The organism is Streptomyces sp. SLBN-8D4 (assembly GCF_049739545.1).
Classification (GTDB): domain Bacteria; phylum Actinomycetota; class Actinomycetes; order Streptomycetales; family Streptomycetaceae; genus Streptomyces; species Streptomyces canus_C.
This window is the reverse complement of sequence record NZ_JBMGQC010000001.1, coordinates 5,727,924-5,750,836: the sequence shown is the minus strand read 5'-3', so window position 1 is coordinate 5,750,836 and position 22,913 is coordinate 5,727,924. Positions and strand designations below refer to the sequence as shown.

At 69.9% G+C, this 22,913-nt stretch carries 20 protein-coding genes, 1 tRNA gene and 1 riboswitch; of the genes, 4 read left to right on the top strand and 17 right to left on the bottom strand.

From position 1 onward, the window contains the following. Positions 1-23: 23 nt before the first annotated feature. The 3 genes from RKD20_RS26185 to RKD20_RS26175 form a co-directional block, all read right to left on the bottom strand. Positions 24-1,952, bottom strand: coding sequence for a hypothetical protein (locus RKD20_RS26185; RefSeq protein ID WP_424879847.1), 1,929 nt, complete (start codon positions 1,950-1,952; stop codon positions 24-26). 108 nt (positions 1,953-2,060) lie between these two features. Then, positions 2,061-2,279: a hypothetical protein gene (locus RKD20_RS26180; RefSeq protein WP_007382551.1), complete on the bottom strand. Its 219-nt coding sequence runs from the start codon at positions 2,277-2,279 to the stop codon at positions 2,061-2,063. Between the two features lie 52 nt (positions 2,280-2,331). After that, positions 2,332-2,547, bottom strand: coding sequence for a hypothetical protein (locus tag RKD20_RS26175; RefSeq protein WP_020120824.1), 216 nt, complete (start codon positions 2,545-2,547; stop codon positions 2,332-2,334). Positions 2,548-2,779: 232 nt separating this feature from the next. Between RKD20_RS26175 and RKD20_RS26170 the strand changes: the two genes are divergently transcribed. Both RKD20_RS26170 and RKD20_RS26165 read left to right on the top strand, forming a co-directional pair. Next, entirely contained in the window at positions 2,780-3,175 is a 396-nt protein-coding gene (locus RKD20_RS26170) for a transcriptional regulator (protein ID WP_391181318.1), read from the top strand. Between the two features lie 564 nt (positions 3,176-3,739). After that, a complete protein-coding gene (locus RKD20_RS26165; RefSeq protein WP_259294540.1) occupies positions 3,740-4,000 on the top strand; it encodes a hypothetical protein in 261 nt (86 codons plus the stop codon). 49 nt (positions 4,001-4,049) lie between these two features. Here the strand turns inward: RKD20_RS26165 and RKD20_RS26160 are convergent. Further along, a tRNA-Leu gene (locus tag RKD20_RS26160) sits at positions 4,050-4,133 on the bottom strand. A gap of 390 nt (positions 4,134-4,523) precedes the next feature. On the opposite strand from RKD20_RS26160, the gene RKD20_RS26155 reads away from it, so the two are divergent. Then, a complete protein-coding gene (locus RKD20_RS26155; RefSeq protein WP_424879846.1) occupies positions 4,524-5,294 on the top strand; it encodes an ABC transporter ATP-binding protein in 771 nt (256 codons plus the stop codon). Beyond that, positions 5,294-7,822 (top strand): ABC transporter permease, encoded by a 2,529-nt coding sequence (locus RKD20_RS26150; protein WP_424879845.1) that lies wholly within the window; start codon positions 5,294-5,296, stop codon positions 7,820-7,822. Before RKD20_RS26155 ends, RKD20_RS26150 begins: the two co-directional genes overlap by 1 nt. Before the next feature lie 54 nt (positions 7,823-7,876). On the opposite strand, the gene RKD20_RS26145 is transcribed toward RKD20_RS26150, so the two are convergent. From RKD20_RS26145 to RKD20_RS26085, 13 genes are all read right to left on the bottom strand, one after another. Next, a complete protein-coding gene (locus RKD20_RS26145) occupies positions 7,877-9,166 on the bottom strand; it encodes a class I SAM-dependent methyltransferase (RefSeq protein WP_424879844.1) in 1,290 nt (429 codons plus the stop codon). A 164-nt stretch (positions 9,167-9,330) separates the two neighbouring features. Then, positions 9,331-10,707, bottom strand: coding sequence for an NAD(P)/FAD-dependent oxidoreductase (locus tag RKD20_RS26140; RefSeq protein WP_424879843.1), 1,377 nt, complete (start codon positions 10,705-10,707; stop codon positions 9,331-9,333). A gap of 432 nt (positions 10,708-11,139) precedes the next feature. Continuing rightward, positions 11,140-12,081, bottom strand: a complete 942-nt coding sequence (locus RKD20_RS26135) for an exopolyphosphatase (RefSeq protein ID WP_424879842.1) — start codon at positions 12,079-12,081, stop codon at positions 11,140-11,142. Then, the gene (locus RKD20_RS26130) at positions 12,078-12,614 is read right to left on the bottom strand and encodes a DUF501 domain-containing protein (RefSeq protein ID WP_424879841.1); all 537 of its coding nucleotides are present in this window, start codon (positions 12,612-12,614) and stop codon (positions 12,078-12,080) included. The genes RKD20_RS26135 and RKD20_RS26130 overlap by 4 nt, the downstream gene beginning before the upstream one ends. A gap of 30 nt (positions 12,615-12,644) precedes the next feature. Next, positions 12,645-13,121, bottom strand: coding sequence for an FtsB family cell division protein (locus RKD20_RS26125; RefSeq protein ID WP_424879840.1), 477 nt, complete (start codon positions 13,119-13,121; stop codon positions 12,645-12,647). A 118-nt stretch (positions 13,122-13,239) separates the two neighbouring features. Continuing rightward, on the bottom strand, positions 13,240-14,526 hold the full coding sequence (eno, locus tag RKD20_RS26120) for a phosphopyruvate hydratase (protein WP_007382562.1): 1,287 nt from the start codon (positions 14,524-14,526) through the stop codon (positions 13,240-13,242). Positions 14,527-14,819: 293 nt separating this feature from the next. Next, positions 14,820-15,515 carry a transglycosylase family protein gene (locus tag RKD20_RS26115; RefSeq protein ID WP_424879839.1) on the bottom strand — a complete coding sequence of 232 codons (696 nt, stop codon included), beginning with the start codon at positions 15,513-15,515 and terminating at the stop codon, positions 14,820-14,822. Positions 15,516-15,518: 3 nt separating this feature from the next. Then, positions 15,519-15,716: riboswitch (cyclic di-AMP (ydaO/yuaA leader) on the bottom strand. Positions 15,717-15,922: 206 nt separating this feature from the next. Continuing rightward, the gene (locus RKD20_RS26110; protein WP_424879838.1) at positions 15,923-16,903 is read right to left on the bottom strand and encodes a transglycosylase family protein; all 981 of its coding nucleotides are present in this window, start codon (positions 16,901-16,903) and stop codon (positions 15,923-15,925) included. Positions 16,904-17,095: 192 nt separating this feature from the next. After that, positions 17,096-18,382 carry a cytochrome P450 family protein gene (locus RKD20_RS26105; RefSeq protein WP_424879837.1) on the bottom strand — a complete coding sequence of 429 codons (1,287 nt, stop codon included), beginning with the start codon at positions 18,380-18,382 and terminating at the stop codon, positions 17,096-17,098. A gap of 131 nt (positions 18,383-18,513) precedes the next feature. Further along, the gene (locus RKD20_RS26100) at positions 18,514-19,512 is read right to left on the bottom strand and encodes a nucleoside triphosphate pyrophosphohydrolase (protein WP_424879836.1); all 999 of its coding nucleotides are present in this window, start codon (positions 19,510-19,512) and stop codon (positions 18,514-18,516) included. A 163-nt stretch (positions 19,513-19,675) separates the two neighbouring features. After that, a complete protein-coding gene (locus RKD20_RS26095; protein ID WP_020120838.1) occupies positions 19,676-20,323 on the bottom strand; it encodes a SurA N-terminal domain-containing protein in 648 nt (215 codons plus the stop codon). Between the two features lie 155 nt (positions 20,324-20,478). Beyond that, positions 20,479-21,315: a glycoside hydrolase domain-containing protein gene (locus tag RKD20_RS26090; protein ID WP_424879835.1), complete on the bottom strand. Its 837-nt coding sequence runs from the start codon at positions 21,313-21,315 to the stop codon at positions 20,479-20,481. An 86-nt stretch (positions 21,316-21,401) separates the two neighbouring features. After that, entirely contained in the window at positions 21,402-22,895 is a 1,494-nt protein-coding gene (locus RKD20_RS26085) for a protein kinase domain-containing protein (protein ID WP_424883321.1), read from the bottom strand. Between the last annotated feature and the right edge of the window lie 18 nt (positions 22,896-22,913).

Genomic DNA, 22,913 nt, shown 5'->3' with positions numbered 1-22,913 from the left:
CCCCCGGAACACCGGCCCTCCCGTCAGGACGCTCCCGACGAACCGCTGGCCGGTGGCGGGGGCGGGGTGTCCGTGGGCGAGGGCGGGATGCTTTCCGACGGGGCAGGGGACGAGACGGGGGCGGTCGGGCCCGTGCCCGGGGAGGACGGTTCCGGGGCCGTCGACGTGCCCGGCGTCGGGGACGCCGGCCCACGGGAGGTGCCTCCGCTCGCCGAGCCCGGCGCTGCCGCGGACGACGCCGGTGAGGCGGCCGCCGAGGTGCCGGTGGACGTCCCGGGGGAGGGCGCGTCCGAGCCCGCAGAGCGGCCCGCCGCCGAAGGTGGGACCGCGCCCGGGTCCGTGCCCGCCGGGTTGTCCGCGGTGCCCTTGTCCGAGGTGGACGCGTCGCCGTCCGGAGTCGTGGCCTGCCGGGGCTGCGGTTCCTCCGTCGACACCCCGGGCTGGAGGATCGGCGCGATCGGGGGTTTCTTCGGGAGCGGCTGGGGTGTCAGCCCGGAGGTCCACGCATAGCTGAGACCCGCCAGCCCGGCGAGCACCACCGCGCAGAGCGCCACCCGCAACCGGGGCCGGTCCGCCGTGGACCGTTTCGCGGCCCGCAGGATCCGCCCCCCGATCTTCACGGAGAGATAGACGACACCGCCCATCGGGATCAGCAGCATCAGACAGCCGAGGACCCCGACGAGTCCCTCGATGATCTGGCCGGCCGCGAAGGCCGCCCCGGTGCCGGAGAACTGCTCGACCATGGACCGGGTCATCGTGGCGATGATCCGGGGCAGGTTCCACAGCCCGTAGCCCATCTCGCCGATGATCAGCGGCACCATGGTGAGCACCCACGCGGCCACGATGGTCCGCGCCGACTTCTTCAGCCCGGCGACCTCTTTGCGGGCGGCCCGCCCCTTCCGCCCCGGGACCAGACTGAGCAGGATCGGCCTGATCTTGCCGTAGAGGTCCGGGACGCCGGCGAGGTCGCCCAGGATGTAGTAGCCGTCGAGCCGTACCGCCGGCATCAGCTGTTCGAGGATCTCGAAGTGCCCGAGATACACCGCGGCGAGGAAGAACTGCTCCCCCGTCGCGAAGTACAGCCCGGCCATGCCGAGCATGAAGACGACGTTGAAGTAGACCCCGCCCAGGTCGGTCCTGATCCGGCCGCCGCGTCCGATCCGGTACACGTCCGTCACGTCCGTGTACATCGACGGCCAGATGAGGAAGATCCCGCAGCCGATGCAGCCGGGCCGGGCACCGCCGTATCTGCACGCGGAGGCGTGGCCGAACTCGTGGAAGACGAGCGAGGCCACCGTCAGCGCGAACACGATCAGGATCAGCACCGGCTGGTCCAGGACCTCCAGGACCGGCTCGATCGCCCCGAAGAAACCGAACAGCCACACGTCCATGGCGACGGCCGTGAGGAGCACGGCCGCGACCACGACCGGCCGGTGCAGCCACGCGAACAGCCCCGCGATCCGTGCCGTGCGCCGCTCGTCGAAGATGACCCGGTGACCCTTGAGGGCGAGCAGCAGGTCGGAGCGCGGTGCGTCGACCTCGTCGCTCTCCTGGCCCTCGGGGACCGTCACGCCGAGCGGTTCGAGCTTCTTCTCCACGAGGAAGCGGATGTTGTCGCCGCTGACCTCGCGGCCGAACCTCGCGCTCACCCGGTGGGCGATCGACTCGGTGTCCCGGACACCGTCGACGGACGACGCCACCAGGTACAGCAACCGCGACAGCTGCACGACCTGCCCGTCCCCCCGACGGGCGATGTACTTGGGCTCGGTGAAACCCGACCCCTGGTACTCGCCGTGCAGTCGCAGTCCCGCGCTCAGCCGCGGCACGAGCCGGAGTTCGACGACCGGCAGGCTGCCCGTCGCCACCTGCTCGTACGTCACCGGCCAGCCGCCCGGCCCGGGCACCGGCCCGGAGTCGTACAGCGTCGCGGGCCCGTCTCCGAGCACTGTCATATGTGGTCTCCCCCCACGTCCTCCCCGTTTCCCCCCTTGCATGGCCGTCGGGGTGGGCCGCACCGCTGGTACGGGCGGCCCACCCCGACGGCCGTGGTCACGCCGTCGTTACTGCTTGACGACGATCGACTGCGAGGCCTGCGACTCGGCGACCGAGTACGAGGAGTGGTCGTTGAGCGCCGCGGACTGGTTGTCCGCCTGGATGTTGGCGATGTGCTTGGTGACGTTGGTCGTCTTGTTGAAGCTGAACTTCAGACGGCCGAGGGCCTCACGGCCCGGCAGCAGCTCGGCGGACTCGGTCTCCAGCTCGTGCATGTCCATGCTCATGACGGACGTCCTTTCAGGTGATGCGGATCGGGTTCGAGGTGGTGCGCGGGTGTTACTGGGTGACCGTGATGGTCTGGCCGGCCTGCGAGGCGGCGGCCGAGGCGAAGGAGTGGTCGTTGACGGCCACGGAGGAGTTGTGCGCCTCGACGTTGGCGATGTGCTTGGTGACGTTGGTCGTCTTGTTGAAGCTGAACTTCAGACGGCCGAGGGCTTCGCGGCCCGGCAGCAGTTCCGCGGACTCGGCCTCGAGCTCGTGAGCGTCCATCATGATCAATTCCCCCTCAGGGATGGGCATTTCCGGTCGGACCGAGTCAGGTTCCCCCCACACTCTGTCCAACCTGGTCGGACGTGCTGTCCAACGAGATTGGACACTAGGGCCTCGCGGGGCCACTGCGCAACCCGTTCGGGGAATCACCCTTTCGGCGGCGGGTGGGGCCGCCCGTAGAATCGGCCCCGACATGGACGGTTCCGCCGAGCGGCGAGCAGGAAGTGACCCACCCGTGGCCAACGCACTCCAGCAGTTGATCCGTGAGCGCCTGGACCGCAAGGGCTGGTCCTACGGCGACGTGGCGCGTCGCGGTGGCGTCCCGCGCTCCACCGTCCACCACCTGGCGACCACCGACCGCGTCGTCCGCATGCCCCAGGCGACCACCCTGGAGGGACTGTCCAAGGGCCTGGAGCTCCCGTTGGACACCGTCCGCCGCGCCGCCGCGGAGGCCTGCGGCATCCACGTGTACGGCGCACCGGCCGGCCAGGACCCCGAGGGCACCGCCGCCCGCCCGGCCGACCCCGAGGTGGACCTCCTGATCGCCAGCCTCCAGAAACTCTCCGCCGACGACCGCCGGCACGTGGCCGCCCTCGTGGAGTCCCTGCTGGACCGCACCCCGAAGAAGTAACCCCGGGCACCCGGCCCTGCGTACGGCCACCCCTCCGACCACGGATCCCTGGACCACTCACGGCCACCGGCTCCAGCACCACGCGAGCACCCGAGCGGGCCGACCCGCCCGCAGGCCCCGCCGGCGCCCGGCCGGGGCCACCCGGGTCACGCTTTCCGGGCCCCGCCGGCGCCCCGGGCGAGCCCCTCCGACGCCCCGTCAGGCAAACGGCCGCCCGGGGCGGTCCACCCGAACGGGCCCCTCAGCAGGCAACCGCTCACCGGCACGCAACTCCCCGCGCCCGCCCCCCGCGAGCGCCCTCCGACACCCGCCCGCACCACGCGAGACCCCCCGGACCCGCCCCCCCCCACCCCGAGCCGCCCCCGCACCCCCAACCCCCACCCCTGGCCAAGGAAGTGACCGTCCGGAACCCTGGTCCCGGCGGTCTCCGATCGCGGATGTTCACTCTTCCGTGGAGTCGGAAAAAGAATCTCGACTGTGCCCGACAGCGTCGGCAGCCCCCGCTAGTCTCTCGTCCTGCCCGAGGAGCGAGAGCCGCACGACCCCGGGCTCCCAGGGGGGAATGTGTTGTTCGTGCATGGCGGACCGGCCACGGCCGTGGTCCGTGGGCCCGCCGGAGAATCGGTCGTACTGCTTTCCGGTGAGCTGCCCGAGGTACTGACCGACCAGTCGGTGACCGAACTCCTGGAACTGGCCGCCGTCGTCCTGGACGCGGACGAGCTGCCCCTGTTCCACACCTGTCTGAGAACACTGCGCCGCGACGGCATGCGCGCCGGCCGCCGCATCGAGATCGACGGTGCCGTACTGACCGTCTACGAGGGTTGAAGACGGGAGGCCGGCCCACGCGTGAGAAGTCATCGCGTGGGCGGGAAAGTGCCCGGAGCCGGACTTGAACCGGCACGCCCGCGAAGGGGCAGCGAGGTTTAAGCTCGCCGTGTCTGCATTCCACCATCCGGGCAGGCCATGGGCTCCGCGTCGAGGTTCCGAGCCTATCGGGGTGCATCCCCCGAACAGTGGTCGGGCGGACCGATGTTGTCTTATTTTATTGACGCCTGAGGGTGCATCAGACCGTGGAACACGCCATCCGCACTTGCCAATAGCGTTCCGTGCGACCCCCGGCCGCGCCTGCGGAATGACGGAATTTCACCGCCCGAACAAGGACGCTCCACCTGTTCTCTGCAGATTCCCCGATCAGGGACCGCCGTCATCCCCAGGTATGACACCGAGCGCCGCGGTCCCTCCAAAGTCTGCCTTCGGAACCAGAACTGCGGCTGACTACACGGCGGGCTCCGGCCACCACGATGGAAGGCGTCCTTCAACGATGTCGTCCCGCTAGGAGTTCCATCCCGTGACCACCACACCAGTCGCCGGTCGGACCACCACCGTGGCCGCGCGCGCCACGGATCTGTCGAAGATCTACGGACAGGGCGAGACCCAGGTGGTCGCCCTGGACCGGGTCACCGTCGAGTTCCGGCAGGCCGAGTTCACCGCGATCATGGGCCCCTCCGGCTCCGGCAAGTCCACGCTGATGCACTGCGTGGCCGGCCTCGACACCTTCTCCTCCGGCTCGGTCCGCATCGGCGACACCGAGCTGGGCTCCCTGAAGGACAAGCAGCTCACCAAACTGCGACGGGACAAGATCGGCTTCATCTTCCAGGCGTTCAACCTGCTGCCGACCCTGACGGCCCTGGAGAACATCACGCTCCCGATGGACATCGCGGGCCGCAAGCCGGACAAGGAATGGCTGGACTCGGTCATCCGGATGATCGGTCTGCGGGACCGGCTCAGCCACCGTCCCGCCCAGCTCTCCGGCGGCCAGCAGCAGCGTGTCGCCGTCGCCCGGGCCCTCGCGTCCAAGCCCGACATCATCTTCGGTGACGAGCCGACCGGAAACCTCGACTCCCGCTCCGGCGCCGAGGTCCTGGGCTTCCTGCGCAACTCCGTACGGGAGCTCGGGCAGACGGTCGTCATGGTGACCCACGACCCGGTGGCCGCGGCGTACGCGGACCGGGTGGTCTTCCTCGCGGACGGCCGGATCGTCGACGAGATGTACAAGCCCACCGCCGAGAACGTCCTGGACTTCATGAAGCAGTTCGACGCGAAGGGCCGTACCTCCTGATGTTCCGCACCGCCCTGCGCAACGTCCTCGCGCACAAGGCCAGACTGCTGATGACCGTGCTCGCCGTGATGCTCGGCGTGGCGTTCGTGTCCGGCACCCTCGTCTTCACCAACACCATCTCCGAGGCCTACCAGAAGAGTTCGGCCAAGGGCTTCGACCAGGTCGACGTGGCCGTCACCGCCAAGTCCGAGGAGGACAAGGGCAACACGATCGGCAAGAGCCACGAGCTCACCCAGCCTCTGCTCGACAAGAGCGCCGAGGTTCCCGGGGCCGCGAACGCCATCGGCGTGGTGAGCGGCTTCACCGCCATCGCCGACAAGGACGGCAAGCTCATCGGCGGCGGTTTCCAGTCGCAGGGCGGCAACTACTACGGGGCCAAGGACCCCCGGTACCCGCTGGCCGAGGGCACCGCACCGCACGGCGCGGACCAGGTCGCGATCGACTCGGAGACCGCGAAGCGGGCCGGCTACAAGGTCGGCGACACCGTGCGCATCTCGGTCGACGGCCCGGTCCTCAGGCCGGTCGTCACCGGGATCTTCACCACGGACGACGGCAATGTCGCGGCCGGTGGCAGCCTCGCGCTGTTCGACACGGCCACCGCCCAGAAGCTGTTCGGCAAGCCGGGGACGTACGACGAGATCGACGTGAAGGCGGCCTCCGGCACCTCCCAGACCGCCCTGCAGGCCGCGCTGGACAAGGCGCTGCCCGCACACCTGGTGGAGACGGAGACCGGCAAGGAACTCGCCGACAACCAGGCCGAGATGATCTCGGCCTCGATGAGCGGTCTCAAGCAGGGCCTGCTGGTCTTCGCCGGCATCGCGCTGTTCGTCGGCACCTTCATCATCGCCAACACCTTCACCATGCTGGTCGCCCAGCGCACCAAGGAGCTGGCGCTGCTCAGGGCGGTCGGCGCGTCCCGCCGGCAGGTCACGCGGTCGGTGCTGGTCGAGGCGTTCGTGGTCGGCCTGATCGCCGCCGTGACGGGTCTGGTGGCCGGCATCGGCATCGGCGCCGGGCTCAGGTCCCTCATGGGCACGCTCGGGGCGACCGTCCCGGACGGACCGCTCGTCATCACACCGGGCACGGTCGGCACGGCCCTCGCGGTGGGCGTCCTGATCACGATGCTGGCGGCCTGGCTGCCGGGCCGCAGGGCGGCGAAGATCCCGCCGGTCGCGGCGATGAGCAGCGTGCACGCGAAGGCGACGACCAAGTCGCTGGTGCTGCGCAACACGCTGGGCGCGCTGTTCAGCGGGGCGGGGGTCGCCGTGATCCTGGCGGCCACGACGATGGACGGCTCGGACGGCCAGGCCCCCATGGGCATGGGCGCGGTCCTCCTGATCGTCGGCGTCTTCATCCTCACTCCCCTGCTGTCCCGTCCGCTGATCGCGGCGGCGGCCCCTCTCCTGCGCGTCTTCGGCGTCTCCGGGAAGCTGGCCCGCCAGAACTCGGTGCGCAACCCGCGCCGTACGGCCGCCACCGCCTCCGCGCTGATGATCGGTCTCACCCTGATCACCGGCATGACGGTGATGGCGGGCAGCCTCCAGAAGTCGATCGACAAGATGGCGTCGGCGGCCGTCAAGGCGGACTACGTCGTCTCCATGGCGAACGGCAACGAGCTCTCGCCCGACGTCGAGAAGAAGCTGGCGAAGGTCGACGACGTCACCGCCGTCAGCCCGCTGCGCAACGCGGCCTCCCGTATCGACGGCGAGACCGAGTACCTGACCGGTGTCAACGGCTCCGCGATCGGGAAGCTGACCGACCTGAAGGTCGACAGCGGCGCCTTCGAGGTCGGCGGCAACCAGGTCGTCGTCGACCAGGACACCGCCAAGTCCCGCGGCTGGAAGGCGGGTTCCGCCTTCACCGCGCACTACGAGGACGGCAAGGCGCAGCAGCTCACGGTCGCCGGGGTCTACGAGGGCAACGAGCTGATCAGCGGCATCATGGTCGACAGCGCGACGCTCACCCCGCATCTGAGCGACGTGTCCGACATGCAGGTCATGCTGAAGACGTCCGAGGGCGCGTCCGCCGCGACCAAGGACAGGCTGGAGAAGGCCCTCGGCTCCAACCCGGCCATCAAGGTCCAGGACAAGAAGGACCTCTCCGAGTCCATCGCGCAGATGTTCACGCTGATGCTGAACATGCTCTACGGCCTCCTGGCGATGGCGGTGATCGTCGCGGTCCTCGGGGTCATCAACACCCTGGCCATGTCGGTCTTCGAGCGTTCCCAGGAGATCGGCATGCTCCGCGCGATCGGCCTGGACCGCAAGGGCATCAAACGGATGGTCCGTCTGGAGTCCCTGGTCATCTCCCTGTTCGGCGGAGTCCTCGGCATCGGACTGGGCGTCTTCTTCGGCTGGGCGGCCGGTGAGCTGCTCGGCACGAAGATGGCGACGTACGAACTCGTCCTGCCGTGGGCCCGGATGGCGGTGTTCCTGCTGCTCGCGGCGACGGTCGGCATCCTCGCCGCGCTGTGGCCGGCCCGCCGGGCGGCCCGCATGAACATGCTGGCGGCGATCAAGGCCGAGTAGCGGTACGGCACCGGGGGCCCGTCACCGAGGGGGTGGCGGGCCCCTTCCGTGCGCTCAGTTCCAGGTGCGGGCCCGCAGCGGCATCCCGGACCGGCCGGACTCGGGGGTGCGGACGGCCAGGACCTGGTTGACGCCGAGGCGGTTGCGTTCGAAGCCGAGGGCGCAGGCGGCCATGTAGAGGCGCCAGACCCGGGCCCGGCCCGGACCGGCCAGCCGGACCGCGCGCTCCCACCCGGCCTCCAGGTTGGCGACCCAGCGGCGCAGGGTGAGCCCGTAGTGCTCACGGATCGACTCGACGTCCCGTACCTCGAACCCGGCCCGTTCCAACTGGGTCACCGTGGTGCCGACGGGGGCGAGCTCGCCGCCGGGGAAGACGTACGCGTCGATGAATCCGTCGAGGTCGTAAGCCGATTCGTCGGACAGCGGGCGCCGGGCGATCTGGTGGTTGAGCAGCCGCCCACCGGGCGCGAGCAGCCGGTACAGGTCCTCGGCGTACTCCAGGTACTTCTCCGATCCCACGTGCTCGGCCATGCCGATGGAGGAGATCGCGTCGTACGGCCCGTCGGCCACGTCGCGGTAGTCCTGTACGCGGATCTCGACCCGGTCGGTCAGTCCGGCGTCGGCGACGCGCTTGCGGGCGTAGGCCGCCTGCTCCTGGGAGAGGGTGATGCCGACGACGCTCACGCCGTGCTCGCGGGCGGCGTGGATCGCCATCGAGCCCCAGCCGCAGCCGACGTCGAGGAGCCGCTGCCCCGGCCGGAGCGCGAGCTTGCGGCAGACGAGGTCGAGCTTGTCGTGCTGGGCCTGTTCGAGGGTGCCGTCCGGGCTCGGCCAGTAGGCGCACGAGTACACCATGGACGGGCCGAGGACGGTCTCGTAGAAGCCGTTGCCGACGTCGTAGTGGTGGCTGATGGCGCGCTTGTCGCTGCGCCTGGTGTGCAGATGGCCCCGGGTGCGGCGGATCTCCTCGCGGGGCGGGGCCGGGGGCAGTGGCAGACCGGTGAGCCGGACGACTCCGAGCAGCGCGGCGCGGGTCTGCGGGTCGCGCAGGACCTGGAGCGCGGAGCGGGTGTCGCCGCGCTCCCAGACCAGGCCGGAGACCAAGCCGAGAGCGGTGTAGAAGTCGCCCTCGATGTCGAGGTCCCCGGCGACCCAGGCGCGGGCCAGACCTAGTTCGCCCGGCTTCCACAGCAGTCGGCGCACGGCCCGGCGATTGCGTACGAACAGGGTGGGCGCGTCGGGCGGCCCCGCCGTAGAACCGTCCCAGGCCCGGATCCGAACCGGCAGTTCGGATTCCAGCAGCTGTTCGAGCAGACTCTTCAGCCGCAGTGCGGCATCCGCCATGACCCACACCTCCGTGACGAGGATCCCGGATTTGTCCACTCGGGTAAACAACCGAACGGTCATGGTCAATCCCGGGAACGCCCGAAGGACCTCCCGCACCACGGATGGCGGGAGGTCCTTCGGGGTGGATCAGCGACCGGAGCCGGTCGGATGACCGGAGCGGGTCAGGAGGCCTTCGCCTCGGTCTTCTTCGGCTCGGCGGCCGGCACGGGACGCGCGGCCTCGTAGAACTCCTCGCGCGGGTGCTCCATCGCGCCGAGGGAGACGACCTCGCGCTTGAGGAACATGCCGAGGGTCCAGTCGGCGAAGACGCGGACCTTGCGGTTCCAGGTCGGCATGGCCAGACCGTGGTAGCCGCGGTGCATGTACCAGGCGAGACGGCCCTTGAGCTTGATCTTCATCTTGCCCATGACGATCATCGCCACGCCCTTGTGCAGGCCGAGACCCGCGACAGCACCCTTGTTGGAGTGGCTGTACTCCTTCTGCGGGAAGCCCCGCATGCCGGAGATCACGTTGTCGCCGAGGACCCGCGCCTGACGCAGCGCGTGCTGGGCGTTCGGCGGGCACCAGGCGTTCTCGACCCCGGCCTTGCGGGCGGCGACGTCCGGGACCTGGGCGTTGTCGCCGGCGGCCCAGATGTAGTCGGTGCCCTGGACCTGGAGGGTCGGGGCGGTGTCCACGTGACCGCGCGGGCCCAGCGGAAGGCCGTAGCGGGCCAGGACCGGGTTCGGCTTGACGCCGGCGGTCCAGACGATGGTGCTGGAGTCGACCTCCAGGCCGTTCTTGAGGACCACGTGGCCGTCGACGCAGGAGTCCATCGAGGTGGAGAGGTAGATCTCCACGCCCCGGCTCTCCAGGTGCTCCTTGCCGTACTGGCCGAGCTTGGGGCCGACCTCGGGAAGGATCTTGTCGGCGGCGTCGACGAGGATGAACCGCATGTCCTCGCGCGAGACGTTGGTGTAGTACTTGGCCGCGTCGCGGGCCAGGTCCTCGACCTCGCCGATGGTCTCCGCGCCCGCGAAGCCACCGCCGATGAACACGAAGGTGAGCGCCTTGCGGCGGATCTCCTCGTCGGTCGTGGAGTCGGCCTTGTCGAGCTGCTCAAGCACGTGGTTGCGCAGGCCGATGGCCTCCTCGATGCCCTTCATGCCGATGCCCTGCTCGGCGAGGCCGGGGATCGGGAAGGTGCGGGAGACCGCGCCGAGCGCGATCACCAGGTAGTCGAAGGGCAGCTCGTACGCCTCGCCGACCAGCGGGGCGATCGTGGCGACCTTGCGGTCCTGGTCGATGGTGGTGACCCGGCCGGTGAGCACCTCCGCCTTCGGCAGCACGCGTCGCAGCGGGACGACGACGTGGCGCGGGGAGATGTTGCCGGCGGCGGTTTCGGGGAGGAAGGGCTGGTAGGTCATGTACGACCGGGGGTCGACGACCGTGACGGTCGCCTCGCCGTAGCGCATCTTCTTGAGAATGCGCCGAGCTGCGTACAGGCCTACGTACCCACCGCCTACTACGAGGATCCTGGGACGCTCCGTGGTGCTCATGGCATCGAGTATCCACCTGCCCCAGGGGGGTCGCTCGTGCGCCCCTTCACAAGCTCTTGGACGGTGTGTGTTATCCTCCGCGACTTTCGTGATCCACATCATGGCGCGGAACGGGAACCAGCGTGTAGGGCGACCCGTTGTCAATGCCGCGTGAGCTGCCTCTCTGTGCCGGAAGGCCGCCCGTGAGGGACCCGCGCAGCGCCCTCCCAGACCCCCCTCCCGAGGTCCACAACCCACCATTTTGAACGTGTTCACAGGGGTGCCGGACCCCCGGAAGGGCCAACCGGACCCTCTTCGTCGTCCGACAGGGCCAAATTCCTTGTGAAGAACTTCACGAACTTTCTCGGCGCCGCGTCAAAGAGGGGCCCCGAAGGGCCCCTCGGAGGCGCTCATACGTTGTTCTGCCTGCTCAGCAGAGGTGCCCGGCAGGGCCTACACCAGGGACCATGCGATGCCGTCGAGGATGTCGTGCTCACTCACGACCACCTCCTCGGCGCCGATCCGCTCCATGATCGCGAGCAGGACGATGGCCCCGGCGCCGATGACGTCCACCCGCCCCGGATGCATGGAGGGCACGGCCGCGCGCTCGGCGTGGGTGGAGCGCAGCAGCCACTCGGTGATCTCGCGGACACGGTCGTGGGAGACCCGGGAGTGGTGGATGGCCTGCGAGTCGTACTCCGGCAGCTCCTGCGCGATCGCCGACACGGTGGTGACGGACCCGGCGAGCCCCACCAGCGTGCGCGCCTCGCGCAGCGGCACGGTCTCCTCGGCGAGGTCGAGAGCGGCCTCGATGTCGGCCCGCATCGCGGCGATCTGCGCGTCGGTGGGCGGGTCGCCGACGACCCCGTCCCGGACCAGGTGCCGCTCGGTCATCCGCACACAGCCGACGTCCACGGAGCGTGCGGCGCGCACATGGTCGTCGCCCACGACGAACTCCGTGGAACCGCCTCCGATGTCCACGACGAGGTACGGCTTGGCCAGGTGGTCGCTGCCCGCGAGCTCCCTGGTCGCCCCGGTGAAGGAGAACTCCGCCTCCTGGTCCCCGGTGATGACCTCGGGCTCGACCCCGAGGATGTCCAGGACCCCGCGCACGAACTCGTCCCGGTTCTCGGCGTCCCGGGAGGCGGAGGTGGCGACGAACCGCAGCCGCTCGGCCCCGTGCTCCTTGATGATCGCCGCGTACTCCCGGCACGCGGCGAAGGTCCGCTCCAGCGCCTCGGGCGCGAGCCGCCCGGTCCGGTCGACCCCCTGCCCGAGCCGCACGATGGTCATACGCCGGTCCAGGTCGACCAGTTCGCCGGTCTCCGGGTCGCAGTCCGCCACGAGGAGGCGGATGGAGTTCGTACCGCAGTCGACGGCGGCGACACGAGTCACTTGGTGTCCTCCTCCTGCTCGGGCAGGGTCACGCAGGCGCCCTTGCGCCACCACTCCGGCAGCATCGCGATCGCCTCGTCGCCCAGCGGGTTGACGCCCGGGCCCGCGGCCAGCGAGTGCCCGACCAGGACGTGCAGGCACTTCACCCGGTCCGGCATGCCACCCGCGCTCGGGAAGCCCTCCAGGACCTCGATGGCGTCCCGGCGCGCGAGGTAGTCCTCGTGCGCGGCCCGGTACGCCTTCGCGAGCTCCGGATCGGTCTGCAGCCGCTCCGTCATCTCCTTCATGACGCCGTTCGCCTCAAGGGTGCCGATCGCCGAGGCGGCGCGCGGACACGTCAGGTAGTACGTGGTCGGGAACGGCGTGCCGTCCGGCAGCCGGGGCGCGGTTTCCACGACGTCCGGCTGCCCGCACGGGCACCGGTGCGCGATCGCCCGCAGCCCGCGCGGCGGCCGCCCGAGCTGCTGCTTGAAGGCCTCGACATCCGCGTCGGTCGGCTCGGTGCGCGGAGTGGAGGGCGGAGGCGTTTCCATGCCTGACTTTCTATCGGTCCGTCGGTCGGTTCAATGGGCGGAGGCGTCGGACTTGTCGACCCCGTCCCAGACGTTCGCGTACCAGGGGCGGTCGGCCGCGCCCTGGTCGGTGCGGGACTGCTTCGCCGCGTCCGGGTCGACGACGATGAAGCCCGTCTCCCCCGGCATCACATAGTGCAGCCGCTGCCGGATCTGCTGCTCCGCGTAGGCGTCGTCCTGCCAGCGCGCCTTGAGGTCACGCAGCTTCTCGACCCGCTGGGCGGCCCGCGCCTTCTCCCGCTGGACATCGGCGATCTCGGCGCGCTGGGAGACGTACTGCCTTATCGGGTACGCCAGCGCCACCACCAGCGTGCACAGCACGAGGGCGAGCAGCGCGGCCCGGCCGGTCAGCCGGGAGCGGCGGGCCTGCCGTTTGGTCTGGGAGCGGTAGACACGGGCCGCGGTCTGCTCACCGAGCAGCCTGATCCTGGTCGTGGTGGAGAAACGGTCCCGGTCCTTCACGGCCATCGGCTCGCCGCCTCCCCTTCTACGTGCGTACGTCCCCGCACACGGTACGGGACCGGTACGGGGACGTACGTACGACTGGCTAAGGCTTAGCCCTGCCGGGGGCAGCCCTTGACGCCGCTCAGCCCTTGAAGCGCGGGAACGCGCTGCGGCCGGCGTACACCGCGGCGTCGTCGAGGATCTCCTCGATGCGCAGCAGCTGGTTGTACTTGGCGACACGCTCGGAGCGGGCCGGGGCGCCGGTCTTGATCTGACCGCAGTTGGTGGCGACGGCCAGGTCGGCGATGGTGACGTCCTCGGTCTCGCCGGAGCGGTGGGACATCATGCACTTGAAACCGCTGCGCTGGGCGAGCTCCACCGCGTCGAGGGTCTCGGTCAGCGAGCCGATCTGGTTCACCTTGACGAGCAGCGCGTTGGCGGCACCGTCCTCGATGCCGCGGGCCAGACGCTCCGGGTTGGTGACGAACAGGTCGTCGCCGACGATCTGGACCTTGTCGCCCAGCTTGTCGGTGAGGACCTTCCAGCCGGCCCAGTCGTCCTCGAACAGCGGGTCCTCGATGGAGACGAGCGGGTAGGCCGCCACGAGCTCCTCGTAGTACTCCGTCATCTCGGCGGCGGAGCGGTCCTTGCCCTCGAACTGGTACTTGCCGTCCTTGTAGAACTCGGAGGCGGCGACGTCGAGCGCCAGGGCGACCTGCTCGCCGGGGATGTAACCGGCTTCCTTGATCGCCTCGAGAATCAGGTCCAGGGCGGCGCGGTTCGACTCCAGGTTCGGCGCGAAGCCGCCCTCGTCGCCGAGACCGGTGGACAGGCCCTTGCTCTTCAGGACCTTCTTGAGGGTGTGGTAGACCTCGGTGCCCCAGCGCAGCGCCTCGGAGAAGGACTCCGCGCCGATCGGGGCGATCATGAACTCCTGGATGTCCACGTTGGAGTCGGCGTGCGAGCCGCCGTTCAGGATGTTCATCATCGGCACCGGCAGCAGGTGCGCGTTCGGGCCGCCCAGGTAGCGGAAGAGCGGGAGGTCGCTGGCCTCGGAGGCGGCGTGGGCGACGGCGAGGGAGACGCCGAGGATGGCGTTGGCGCCGAGCGAGCCCTTGTTGTCGGTGGCGTCCAGGTCGAACATCGCCTGGTCGATCAGACGCTGCTCGGTGGCGTCGTAGCCGACGAGCTCCGGGCCGATCTGCTCGATGACGGCGAGGACGGCCTTCTCGACACCCTTGCCCTGGTAGCGGTTCGGGTCACCGTCGCGCAGCTCGATGGCCTCGAAGGCGCCCGTGGAGGCGCCGGACGGGACGGCGGCACGACCGGTGCTGCCGTCGTCGAGGCCGACCTCGACCTCGACCGTGGGGTTGCCTCGGGAGTCCAGGATTTCCCGGGCTACGACGACGTCGATGGACGGCACGAGCATCTCCTTCTTGGGATGTGACACGGTCCGCCGGGACCGCGGTGGGTTCTGCGAGACCGAGCCTAACCGGCTCCGGAGGATCGGCCACCGTGTGGACCGCCCCCTGGACAGAACCGAGAGTAAATTGTTTCTGAACTGAACAAAGACGTCCCGGCACCGGGGCAAGAAAAACCCCGCTCCGGTGCGTACGGGGGAACACGCACCGGAGCGGGGAGCCCGTGGGGACGGGGGGTGACCCTCACGAGGCCTTCATCCCGAAGGACACGGCTGCGAGGGCACCGTGGTTCAGCTGGGTCTTACTTGAGGTGCAGCTGCTGACCCGGGTAGATGAGGTTCGCGTCCTCGATGATGTCCTTGTTCAGCTTGAACAGCTTCTGGTAGCCGCCCTTGACCTTGTGCTTCTCGGCGATCGAGCTGAGGGTGTCACCCTTGACGACCTTGTACTCGCCATCGCCCTTCTTGACCTTCTTGCCGGTCGGGGTGGTGACGGTCTTCTTGGCCGCCGGGCGGTCGGTCGAACGCGAGGCGCTCTGCTCGTCGGTCGAGCGGGTGCTGGTGCCCGAGTTCGAGGAGCTGGAGTTCGAGCTGGAGGAGGACGAGCTGCTGCCGCCGTTGTAGCCGGCGCTGGACAGGCCCGTGCCGCAGACCGGCCAGGCACCCTTGCCCTGGGAGGCGAGGACCTTCTCGGCGACGGCGATCTGCTGGGACTTGCTGGCCTGGTTGGCCTGCGCGGCGTACTGCGTGCCGCCGTACGCGGCCCAGGTGGAGGCCGAGAACTGCAGGCCGCCGTAGTAGCCGTTGCCGGTGTTGATGGACCAGTTGCCGCCGGACTCGCACTGGGCGACGGTGTCCCACTCGGAGGCGGTGGCGGCAGAGGCGTTGCCGGCCGCCATCAGCGGGGCGGCGATGGCGACACCGGTGACGCCGGCCAGAGCGGCGGCGCGGGTGGCCTTGGAAGGACGACGGTGCTTGCCCTTGCCGGAAAACAGCATGGTGGATCCCCTCACCGACGCCTGCGAGGTGAGCTGTCGGGTTCGGGCCGGTTGAGTTGCCCGGTCGCACACCCTGCGGTGCGCGGCTTCACCCCAAGCCGGTTCCGGCGGCCTTTCGGCCGTGAGACCCCGTGAGGCCTCAACTTCCGGACCCGGCGCTTACCTTGGGTCCCCCGCTCCTGCCTACGGCGCTTGACGCGACGACTGTTCCCGTACGGCCGCTGGCAGGATTCGGCGTTGCGACAGACGGGGCTCGGGTTGCCGAGCGGTCACGACCGTAGACACGCGCTCGGCGGGAATTTCAAAGACGATCAGGGCTTCTGAGACTCATCCCACACTTTCACCAAAGTGGACATTCGGTGCGAAGTGTGACGCGAACTGCCGCTGTTTTTCTGGGCTTTTCAGCCCTATTCAGCCCCTGTGTCGAGCGTCTGACCGGCGACGATGTTGCTCGGGTCGGCCCCGATGCGGTCCTTGTTCTCGGCATAGAGGGCGCGCCATCCGCCGTCGAGACCAAGGGAGTCGGCGATGGAGGCGAGGGAGTCGCCCTCCTGGACGACATAGGTGGCGGCGGCATGCCGGCCGGCCGGGGCAGAGGCCGTGCTCTTCGTCGCACTCTCCTCCGCGCTGTCACCGCGGTGCTTGCCGGAGCCGAGGGCTCCGACGTCCACGAGGGCCGAAGAGCTGCCCTCCTGCCACGACTTGTCTGCTTCATCCCCTTCTGTGCCGACCACGGGCGAGCTGTCGGAAGGCTGCGCCTGCTTCCCGGCCGAGTCGTCCGAGCCTGAAGAATCCTTTTTGTCCGGCTTGGCGGAGCTGTCGCCACTGGAGGGAGAGGCCGACGGCGTCGCGGACGAACCGTCCAGCGCGCCGAGCAGACCGGAAGACTCCTCAGAGCCCGACGAGTTGGAGGAACCGGATGAATCAGACGAACCAGACGAGTCGGATGATCCGGACGCCGAGGCCGAGGGCGTACCGCTCCCCACACCCGTGTCGACGTCGGCCGAGCTCGAATCCTTGCTGAGGCCGCTGAGCAGACCGCAGGTCGGCCACGCGGCGATGCCCTGGTCCGCGAGGAGCTTCTCCGCCACGGCTATCTGCTGGTTGCGGCTGGCCAGGTCCGCGGTCTTGGCGTATTCGAGGCCGCCGTACTTCTCCCAGTTCTCCTGGGACATCTGGAGGCCGCCGTAGTAGCCGTTGCCGTCGTTCGCGCTCCAGGAACCGCCGCTCTCGCACTCCGCGACATGGTCCCAGGTGGTGCCGGTGGCGGCGCTCGCTCCGGTCGCTCCGAGCAGTGGGATCGCGATGGCGGATCCCGTCACACCGGCCGCCACGAGGAGAGCCGGAGCCTGACGGGGGCGACGGTGACGACCGTTCCCGGAGAGCATGGGGGGACCTTTCCCGAGACAGCAAGTACTGGCGTGGTGGGTGGTGCGGGACACCGCGCTGGTCCGTGAACGTATAGGGATTCGATCACTTGTCACAAGTTAATGCCGCGTAGATCACGTGAAGATCACAGACTTGAGGGCGCGTCATGTTTACGCGGCCCCGCACGGGGATACGCCTGACCCCTCGGTCGATTACCGGACGGGCGTGAAATCCACGGGCAAAGTACGCAGTCCACGCATGATGAGTCCGCCACGCCAGCGCAAATCAGCTGAATCCACCGCGAGTTGGAGGTCCGGGAGACGGGTGAGGAGGGTAGCGAGCGCGGTCTGGCCCTCCAGGCGGGCGAGCGGGGCACCGAGGCAGTAGTGGATGCCGTGACCGTAACCGAGGTGCTGATTGTCACGGCGGGACAGATCGAGCACATCGGGGTCGGCGAACCGCTCCGGATCCCGGTCCGCGGCGGCCAGCACGACGAGCACCGGGTCCCCGGCGGCGATGGCCTGCCCGCCGATCCACAGGGGTTCGGTGGCGAACCGCCAGGTGGCCAGTTCGACCGGGCCGTCGTAGCGCAGAAGTTCCTCCACCCCCGTCTCCAGCAGGCCCCTGTCCGGTCCGGCCAGGGACTCCTGCAGCCGGTTCCGCTGCTCGGGGTGGGTGAGGAGGGCGTACGTGCCGTTGCCGATCAAGTTGACTGTGGTCTCGAAACCTGCGAACAGGAGGATGAAGGCCATGGCCGCGGCCTCGTTCTCGGTGAGGTGCTCACCGTGGTCGGAGGCGCGGATGAGGGCGGAGATCAGGTCCTCTCCGGGGGCGGGCTCCTCGGGCAACGCCTCCCGCTTGCGGTGGATGAGTTCGGCCAGATAGCCGCGCATCTTCTTCACGGACCGCGCGACCCCGCCCCGCGGGCCTCCGCCGTGCCGGATCATCATGCCCGCCCAGTCCCGGAAGTCGTCCTGGTCCTCACGGGGGACGCCCAGCAGGTCGCAGATCGCGTAGATGGGGAGCGGGAAGGCGAAGTCGTGGATGAGGTCGGCGGTGCCGGTGGCCGCGAACCCGTCAATCAGACGGTCGGTCAGCTCCTGCACCCGGGGCGCGAATTCCGTGACTCTCCTGGGCGTGAACGCCTTGCTGACGAGCCGTCGGAGCCTGGTGTGGTCCGGCGGATCGATGTTCAGCAGATGCGTCATCAGCTCCGCCTTGCGCTCCCCGGGGATACCGGTCTTGCCCTTGGCGTGCGCGGGCTCGTCGTGATGCGCGGGATTCTTGCTGAGCCGCTGGTCGGCGAGGGCCTGCTTGGCATCGGCGTAGCGGGTGACCAGCCAGGCCTCCACTCCACTGGGCAACCGGGTCCTGTGCACGGGGGCGTGCTCGCGGAGCCAGGCGTAGGCGGGGTAGGGGTTGGTGGCGAACTCCCATGAGAAGAGCTCGGGGGTGGGGGGCGGCGTGGGGGTGGGGGTTGCGGAGGTGTGGTCGGTCACTCCTTGACGTTATCTGGCGGGGTGGGGGGCTGGTCGGTGCCGTTCCTTCACGTGCCGAGGGCCCTCCCTCCTCCCACCTGCCAAGCCCCTCCCCCACCCAACCGGCGCTACATCAGCCCTCTCCCCCCTCCTCAGCCCTCCACCTCCCGGATCGCATCCCGATACGCCCGTGCCGCCGCCCTCAGCGCGGCCTCCGGGTCGACGCCCTCCGCCTCGGCGCGGGTGGCCAGGGTGAGGAGTTCGTACCCGATGCCCTCCGTCCTCGGGAGGGGGACGTCCAGGCCCGCCGTCCGCACCCGTGACGCCAGCTTGGCCGCGAGGGCGAGGCCGGGCTGGCCGAGGGGGATGCCTTCGGTCACCGAGGTGCGCTGCTTCTCTATCGCCTTGGTGCGCAGCCAGTGGGCCTTGACCTCTTCGGGGGTGTCGGCTCTCTCGTCGCCGAAGACGTGCGGGTGGCGGTGGATGAGCTTGGCGACGATGCCGCCGGCGACGTCGTCGACGGAGAAGGGGGCGTCCGGGTCCTCCTCGGCGATCCGGGCGTGGAAGACGACCTGGAGCAGGACGTCCCCGAGTTCCTCGCGCAGTTCGTCGCGGTCGCCCTCCTCGATGGCCTCGACGAGTTCGTACGCCTCCTCGATGCCGTACTTCGCGAGGCCCTTGTGGGTCTGCTGGGAGGACCACGGGCACTCGGTGCGGATGCGGTCCATGACCTGGACGAGGTCGAGGAGCCGGGCGCCGGGCAGGTCGTAGGAGGCGGGGAGGAGCTCCAGCTCGGGCATCTGGAGGCGGCCGGATCCGGCGAGGCGGGCCAGGCCGTCGGTGAGGGCCGGCTCGCCCTCGCCGGTGGCCACGACGACCACGGTGTGTCCGCCCGCGCATGCCGCGACCAGTTCCTCCGCGGTCGGGGACGTCTCGTCGACCGGTATCCCCGCCTCCCGCAGATACGGCAGCTGGGGGTGGGCGCCGTCGGCGCACAGCACACGGTCGGCGGCGTGCAGTGCCTGCCAGGCGGGCCAGGACAGCAGGCCGGGGGCGACGCGGTGGCTGGTGGTGAGCAGGACGATGCGGCCGGGGGCGGACGCCGTGTCGGGGTCCTGGTCGGGGGCGGGCTCGAAGCCGGGTGCGTTCACAGTTCGAAGCTAACGCACGGCGCCGACGGGGCGATCAGATTGTCCACAGGCCAGGGGCGGCAGGGCGATCGTACGATCATCCGCCTGTCAGGCGGACCGCCCGATGGGCCGTCCCCGCCCCCCCCTGCTCCCTGTCCCTCTTCCTGTCCCTGTCCCCGTCCCGCTAAGCGCTCTTCTCGCTCCCGGCCGCGCTGACCTCCCGTACCCACGGCGTCTTCGCGTCGACGCGGGTGCTCTTCGTGACGTCCCAGGTGCCGTAGCGCGGGTTGAGGTCGACGTCGAGTTGCTTGGACGCCTTGCTCAGGGCGTTCCAGAAGGCCGGGTTGCTGGTGTCGGTGCCGAGCTTTCCGGCGAGTTTCTGGGCCTCCAGCTGGAGGCGGAGGTTCTCGTCGAGGCGTTCGGGGGCGATGCCGTACTGCTGGAGCCAGGTCGTCTCCAGGCCCTTGGTGCCGCCCGCCTGCTCCTCCAGGCCGGACCGCAGTTCCTGGACCTCCTTGCGGGTCACGGAGACGCCCGCGTCGGCGGCCGCCCGGTGCAGTACCCGGTCGAGGACCATGCCGTGCAGGACGTCCCGGGTGAGGGTGCCGGTCTTGGCGATGGCCTGCTTGTACTGCGTCTCGTCCGTGACGGCGGCCCGCTGCGCGTCACGCACCTCGGTCACCCGGTTCTCCAGCTGGGAGACGGTGATCCGCTGCCCGCCGACCACGGCCGCCGCGCCGGGATGCGCGTCGCTCCCGCAGGCGGTGAGCAGGGGGGCCGCGGCCGCGAGGGCGGCGGAGAGGACGAGCGCGGTGCGACGACGGCGGTGCAAGGAGGCCTCCCGAGGAGATTGTGCGACGGTGCACAAGGTCTTGCGGTGATCGATGGTAGGCAGGGGACCGGCTCTGGCCAACCCATTCGACCAACGATTCACCAGGACTTCGGGCACCGCCGCGCCCTCACCGCACGCACGCGCGTGCGATGGGCTCAGCCGGTGATGGCCACCGGGCCGTCCCACGCGTCCCGGTCCACGGTGATCGTGTAGCCGTTCCGCGTCTCCTTGCTGTTGACGAGGTACTGGTGGCCGCGGCTGTGGTCGGTGTACTGGGTCTTGCCGAACGGCCAGTCCGTCGTCGTGGTGTTCTGCTTGTCCCACAGCGCGTACCAGAGGTTGCCCGGCAGGTCGGTCCTGTCGGTGGCGTTGGCGATCGCCTTGGCGCTGGAGCTGGTGAAGCCGTAGAAGCCGGCGCGGTACGTCTTGGCGCGCAGGGTCTTGTCGAAGGCGCGCACATAGGTGAGCACGGCGTCGTTGCACGCCTTGTTCGTGATGTCGTACGCCTCCATGTCCAGGTAGATCGGGCTGCCGATCTTCATGCCGAGCGCGGAGGCCTTGGCGACCGCGTCCGCGCCGTCCGTCGCGCCCAGGGAGGCGGCGGTGGAGGCGGTGAGCTTCTCGGGGTTGGAGCCGCTCTGGCAGGGCGGCTGGGCGCCGACGTAGAGCGGGATGAGCTTCCAGCCGGCCGCGCTGACCGACTTGACCCAGGAGGCGGTGAGGTTGGGCTGGGAGCAGCCGCGGTTCTTGCCGCCGACGTAGACGGCGGCGGCGCCGTAGAGGCCGCCGTGCCAGGCCTTCATCGCGGAGAGGGAGGGTGCGGCGCAGGTGTCGAAGGCGCGGCCGGTGTACGTCTTCTGGGCGGGCCAGATGGTCGCGGCCATCGAGCTCTGCGCGGCGAGGCCCGCGCCGGCGACCACGGCGGCCCCGGCGACGCCCCAGGTGATGTATCTGCGCTTCTTCGACTGACGGTGACCGGACCTGGACGACATGGACGACCCCACCCCTGGAATTGCTGCTTGTTGTGCTGTACATGATGTTTGGTTGAAGCAAAGCGTAAGGCCAACGGCGACGCCTTCTAACCGCGGACCTGTCCCAGCCACTGGAGCGTCCGGCGGACCTCCACGGCGAGCGGGTGTCCCGGTCCGTGAAGCCGCTCCACGTCGTGCAGCAGTCGCGCGAGGGTGTCGTGGGCTGCGGCGCGGTCGCCGAGGGCGAGCTGGAGGTGGCCGATGCGGCGGCGGACGTCGTGGGCGAGTTGGGGGTCGCCGGCCACGTACTGGTTCTCGTAGTACGGCAGCAGGGCGCGGTACTCGGCCAGTGCCGCCGCGGGTTCGCCGAGTTGTTCGAGGCACTGGGCGGCGTCGTAGCGGAAGCGCAGGGACTGCGGGTCGGCGTGGCCGGCCTCGGTCGCGCGTTCGTCGGCGAGGCGGCGCAGTTCGGGCAGGGCGCGCCGGTACTGGCCGTCGTCCATGAGGGTGGCGGCGTACTGCTTGCGCAGGGTGCGGACGACCGGGGAGTTCGCGCCGTGCTGTTCGGCGGCCGCGGGCAGGATGCCGCCGAGGATGTCGACGGCCTGGGTGATGCGGCCCTCGCCGAGGAGCCGTTTGACCTCGTCGACGGCGCGCGCGACGTCCGGCTTCTCGGTCTTCTCGGGGGCCGGTGTGACCGGGGCGGGCTGGGGCGCGGGCGTGCGCGCGCGGTCCGGCCAGGGGGCGTGCGGGCGCAGGAAGGGGCGGGTGGGGTCGAGGGGCGCTCCGGTGGGCATCCCGCGCGCGGGCAGGAGCAGCGCCAGGTCCTCGTAGACGTCCTGTGCGGAGGCCGGGCGGTGCTGCGGGTCCTTGGCGAGCAGCCGCAGGACGAGCGCTTCGAGGGCCTCCGGGACTTCGGGGCGGGTGCGGCGCACGGGCAGCGGGGGCTCGTACAGGTGCCGGTGCAGTACGCCGAGCGCCGTGGAGCCGGCGAACGGCACGTCTCCGCTGAGGAGTTCGTGCAGCAGTACGCCGAGTGCGTACAGGTCGGTGTAGGGGCCGACGGCGCCGCCCATGGCCTGCTCGGGCGCCATGTAGGCGGGCGAGCCGATCGGTGAGCCGGTGTGGGTGAGGCGGGTGGTGTCGGTGTCCATGACGGAGGCGACACCGAGGTCGAGGACGGTGACGGTGCCGTCCTGTTTCACCATCACGTTGCGCGGCTTGAGGTCGCGGTGGACGATCGGCACGGCGTGCACGGCGCTCAGGACGGCGCACAGTTGCGCGGTGACCGCGACCGCCCACTGCCAGGGGTACGGGTCGTGTTCGGCGAGGTGGTCGGAGAGGTCGGCGCCGTCGACGTACTGCATGACGAGGAACAGCTCCTCGCCCTCACTGCCGGCGTCGTGCACGGTGACGAGCCCGGGGTGGTCGACCTGTGCGGTCACCCGGCACTCGCGCACGAACCGGCGGCGCAGTTCGTCGGCCTCCTGCCCGGCCACCTTGTCGGGGCGCAGCAGCTTCACCGCCACGCGCCGGTCGAGGCGCCGGTCGTAGGCCGTCCACACCTGGCCCATGCCGCCCTGTCCGATGAGCGTGGACAGTTCATAGCGGCCGCCGAC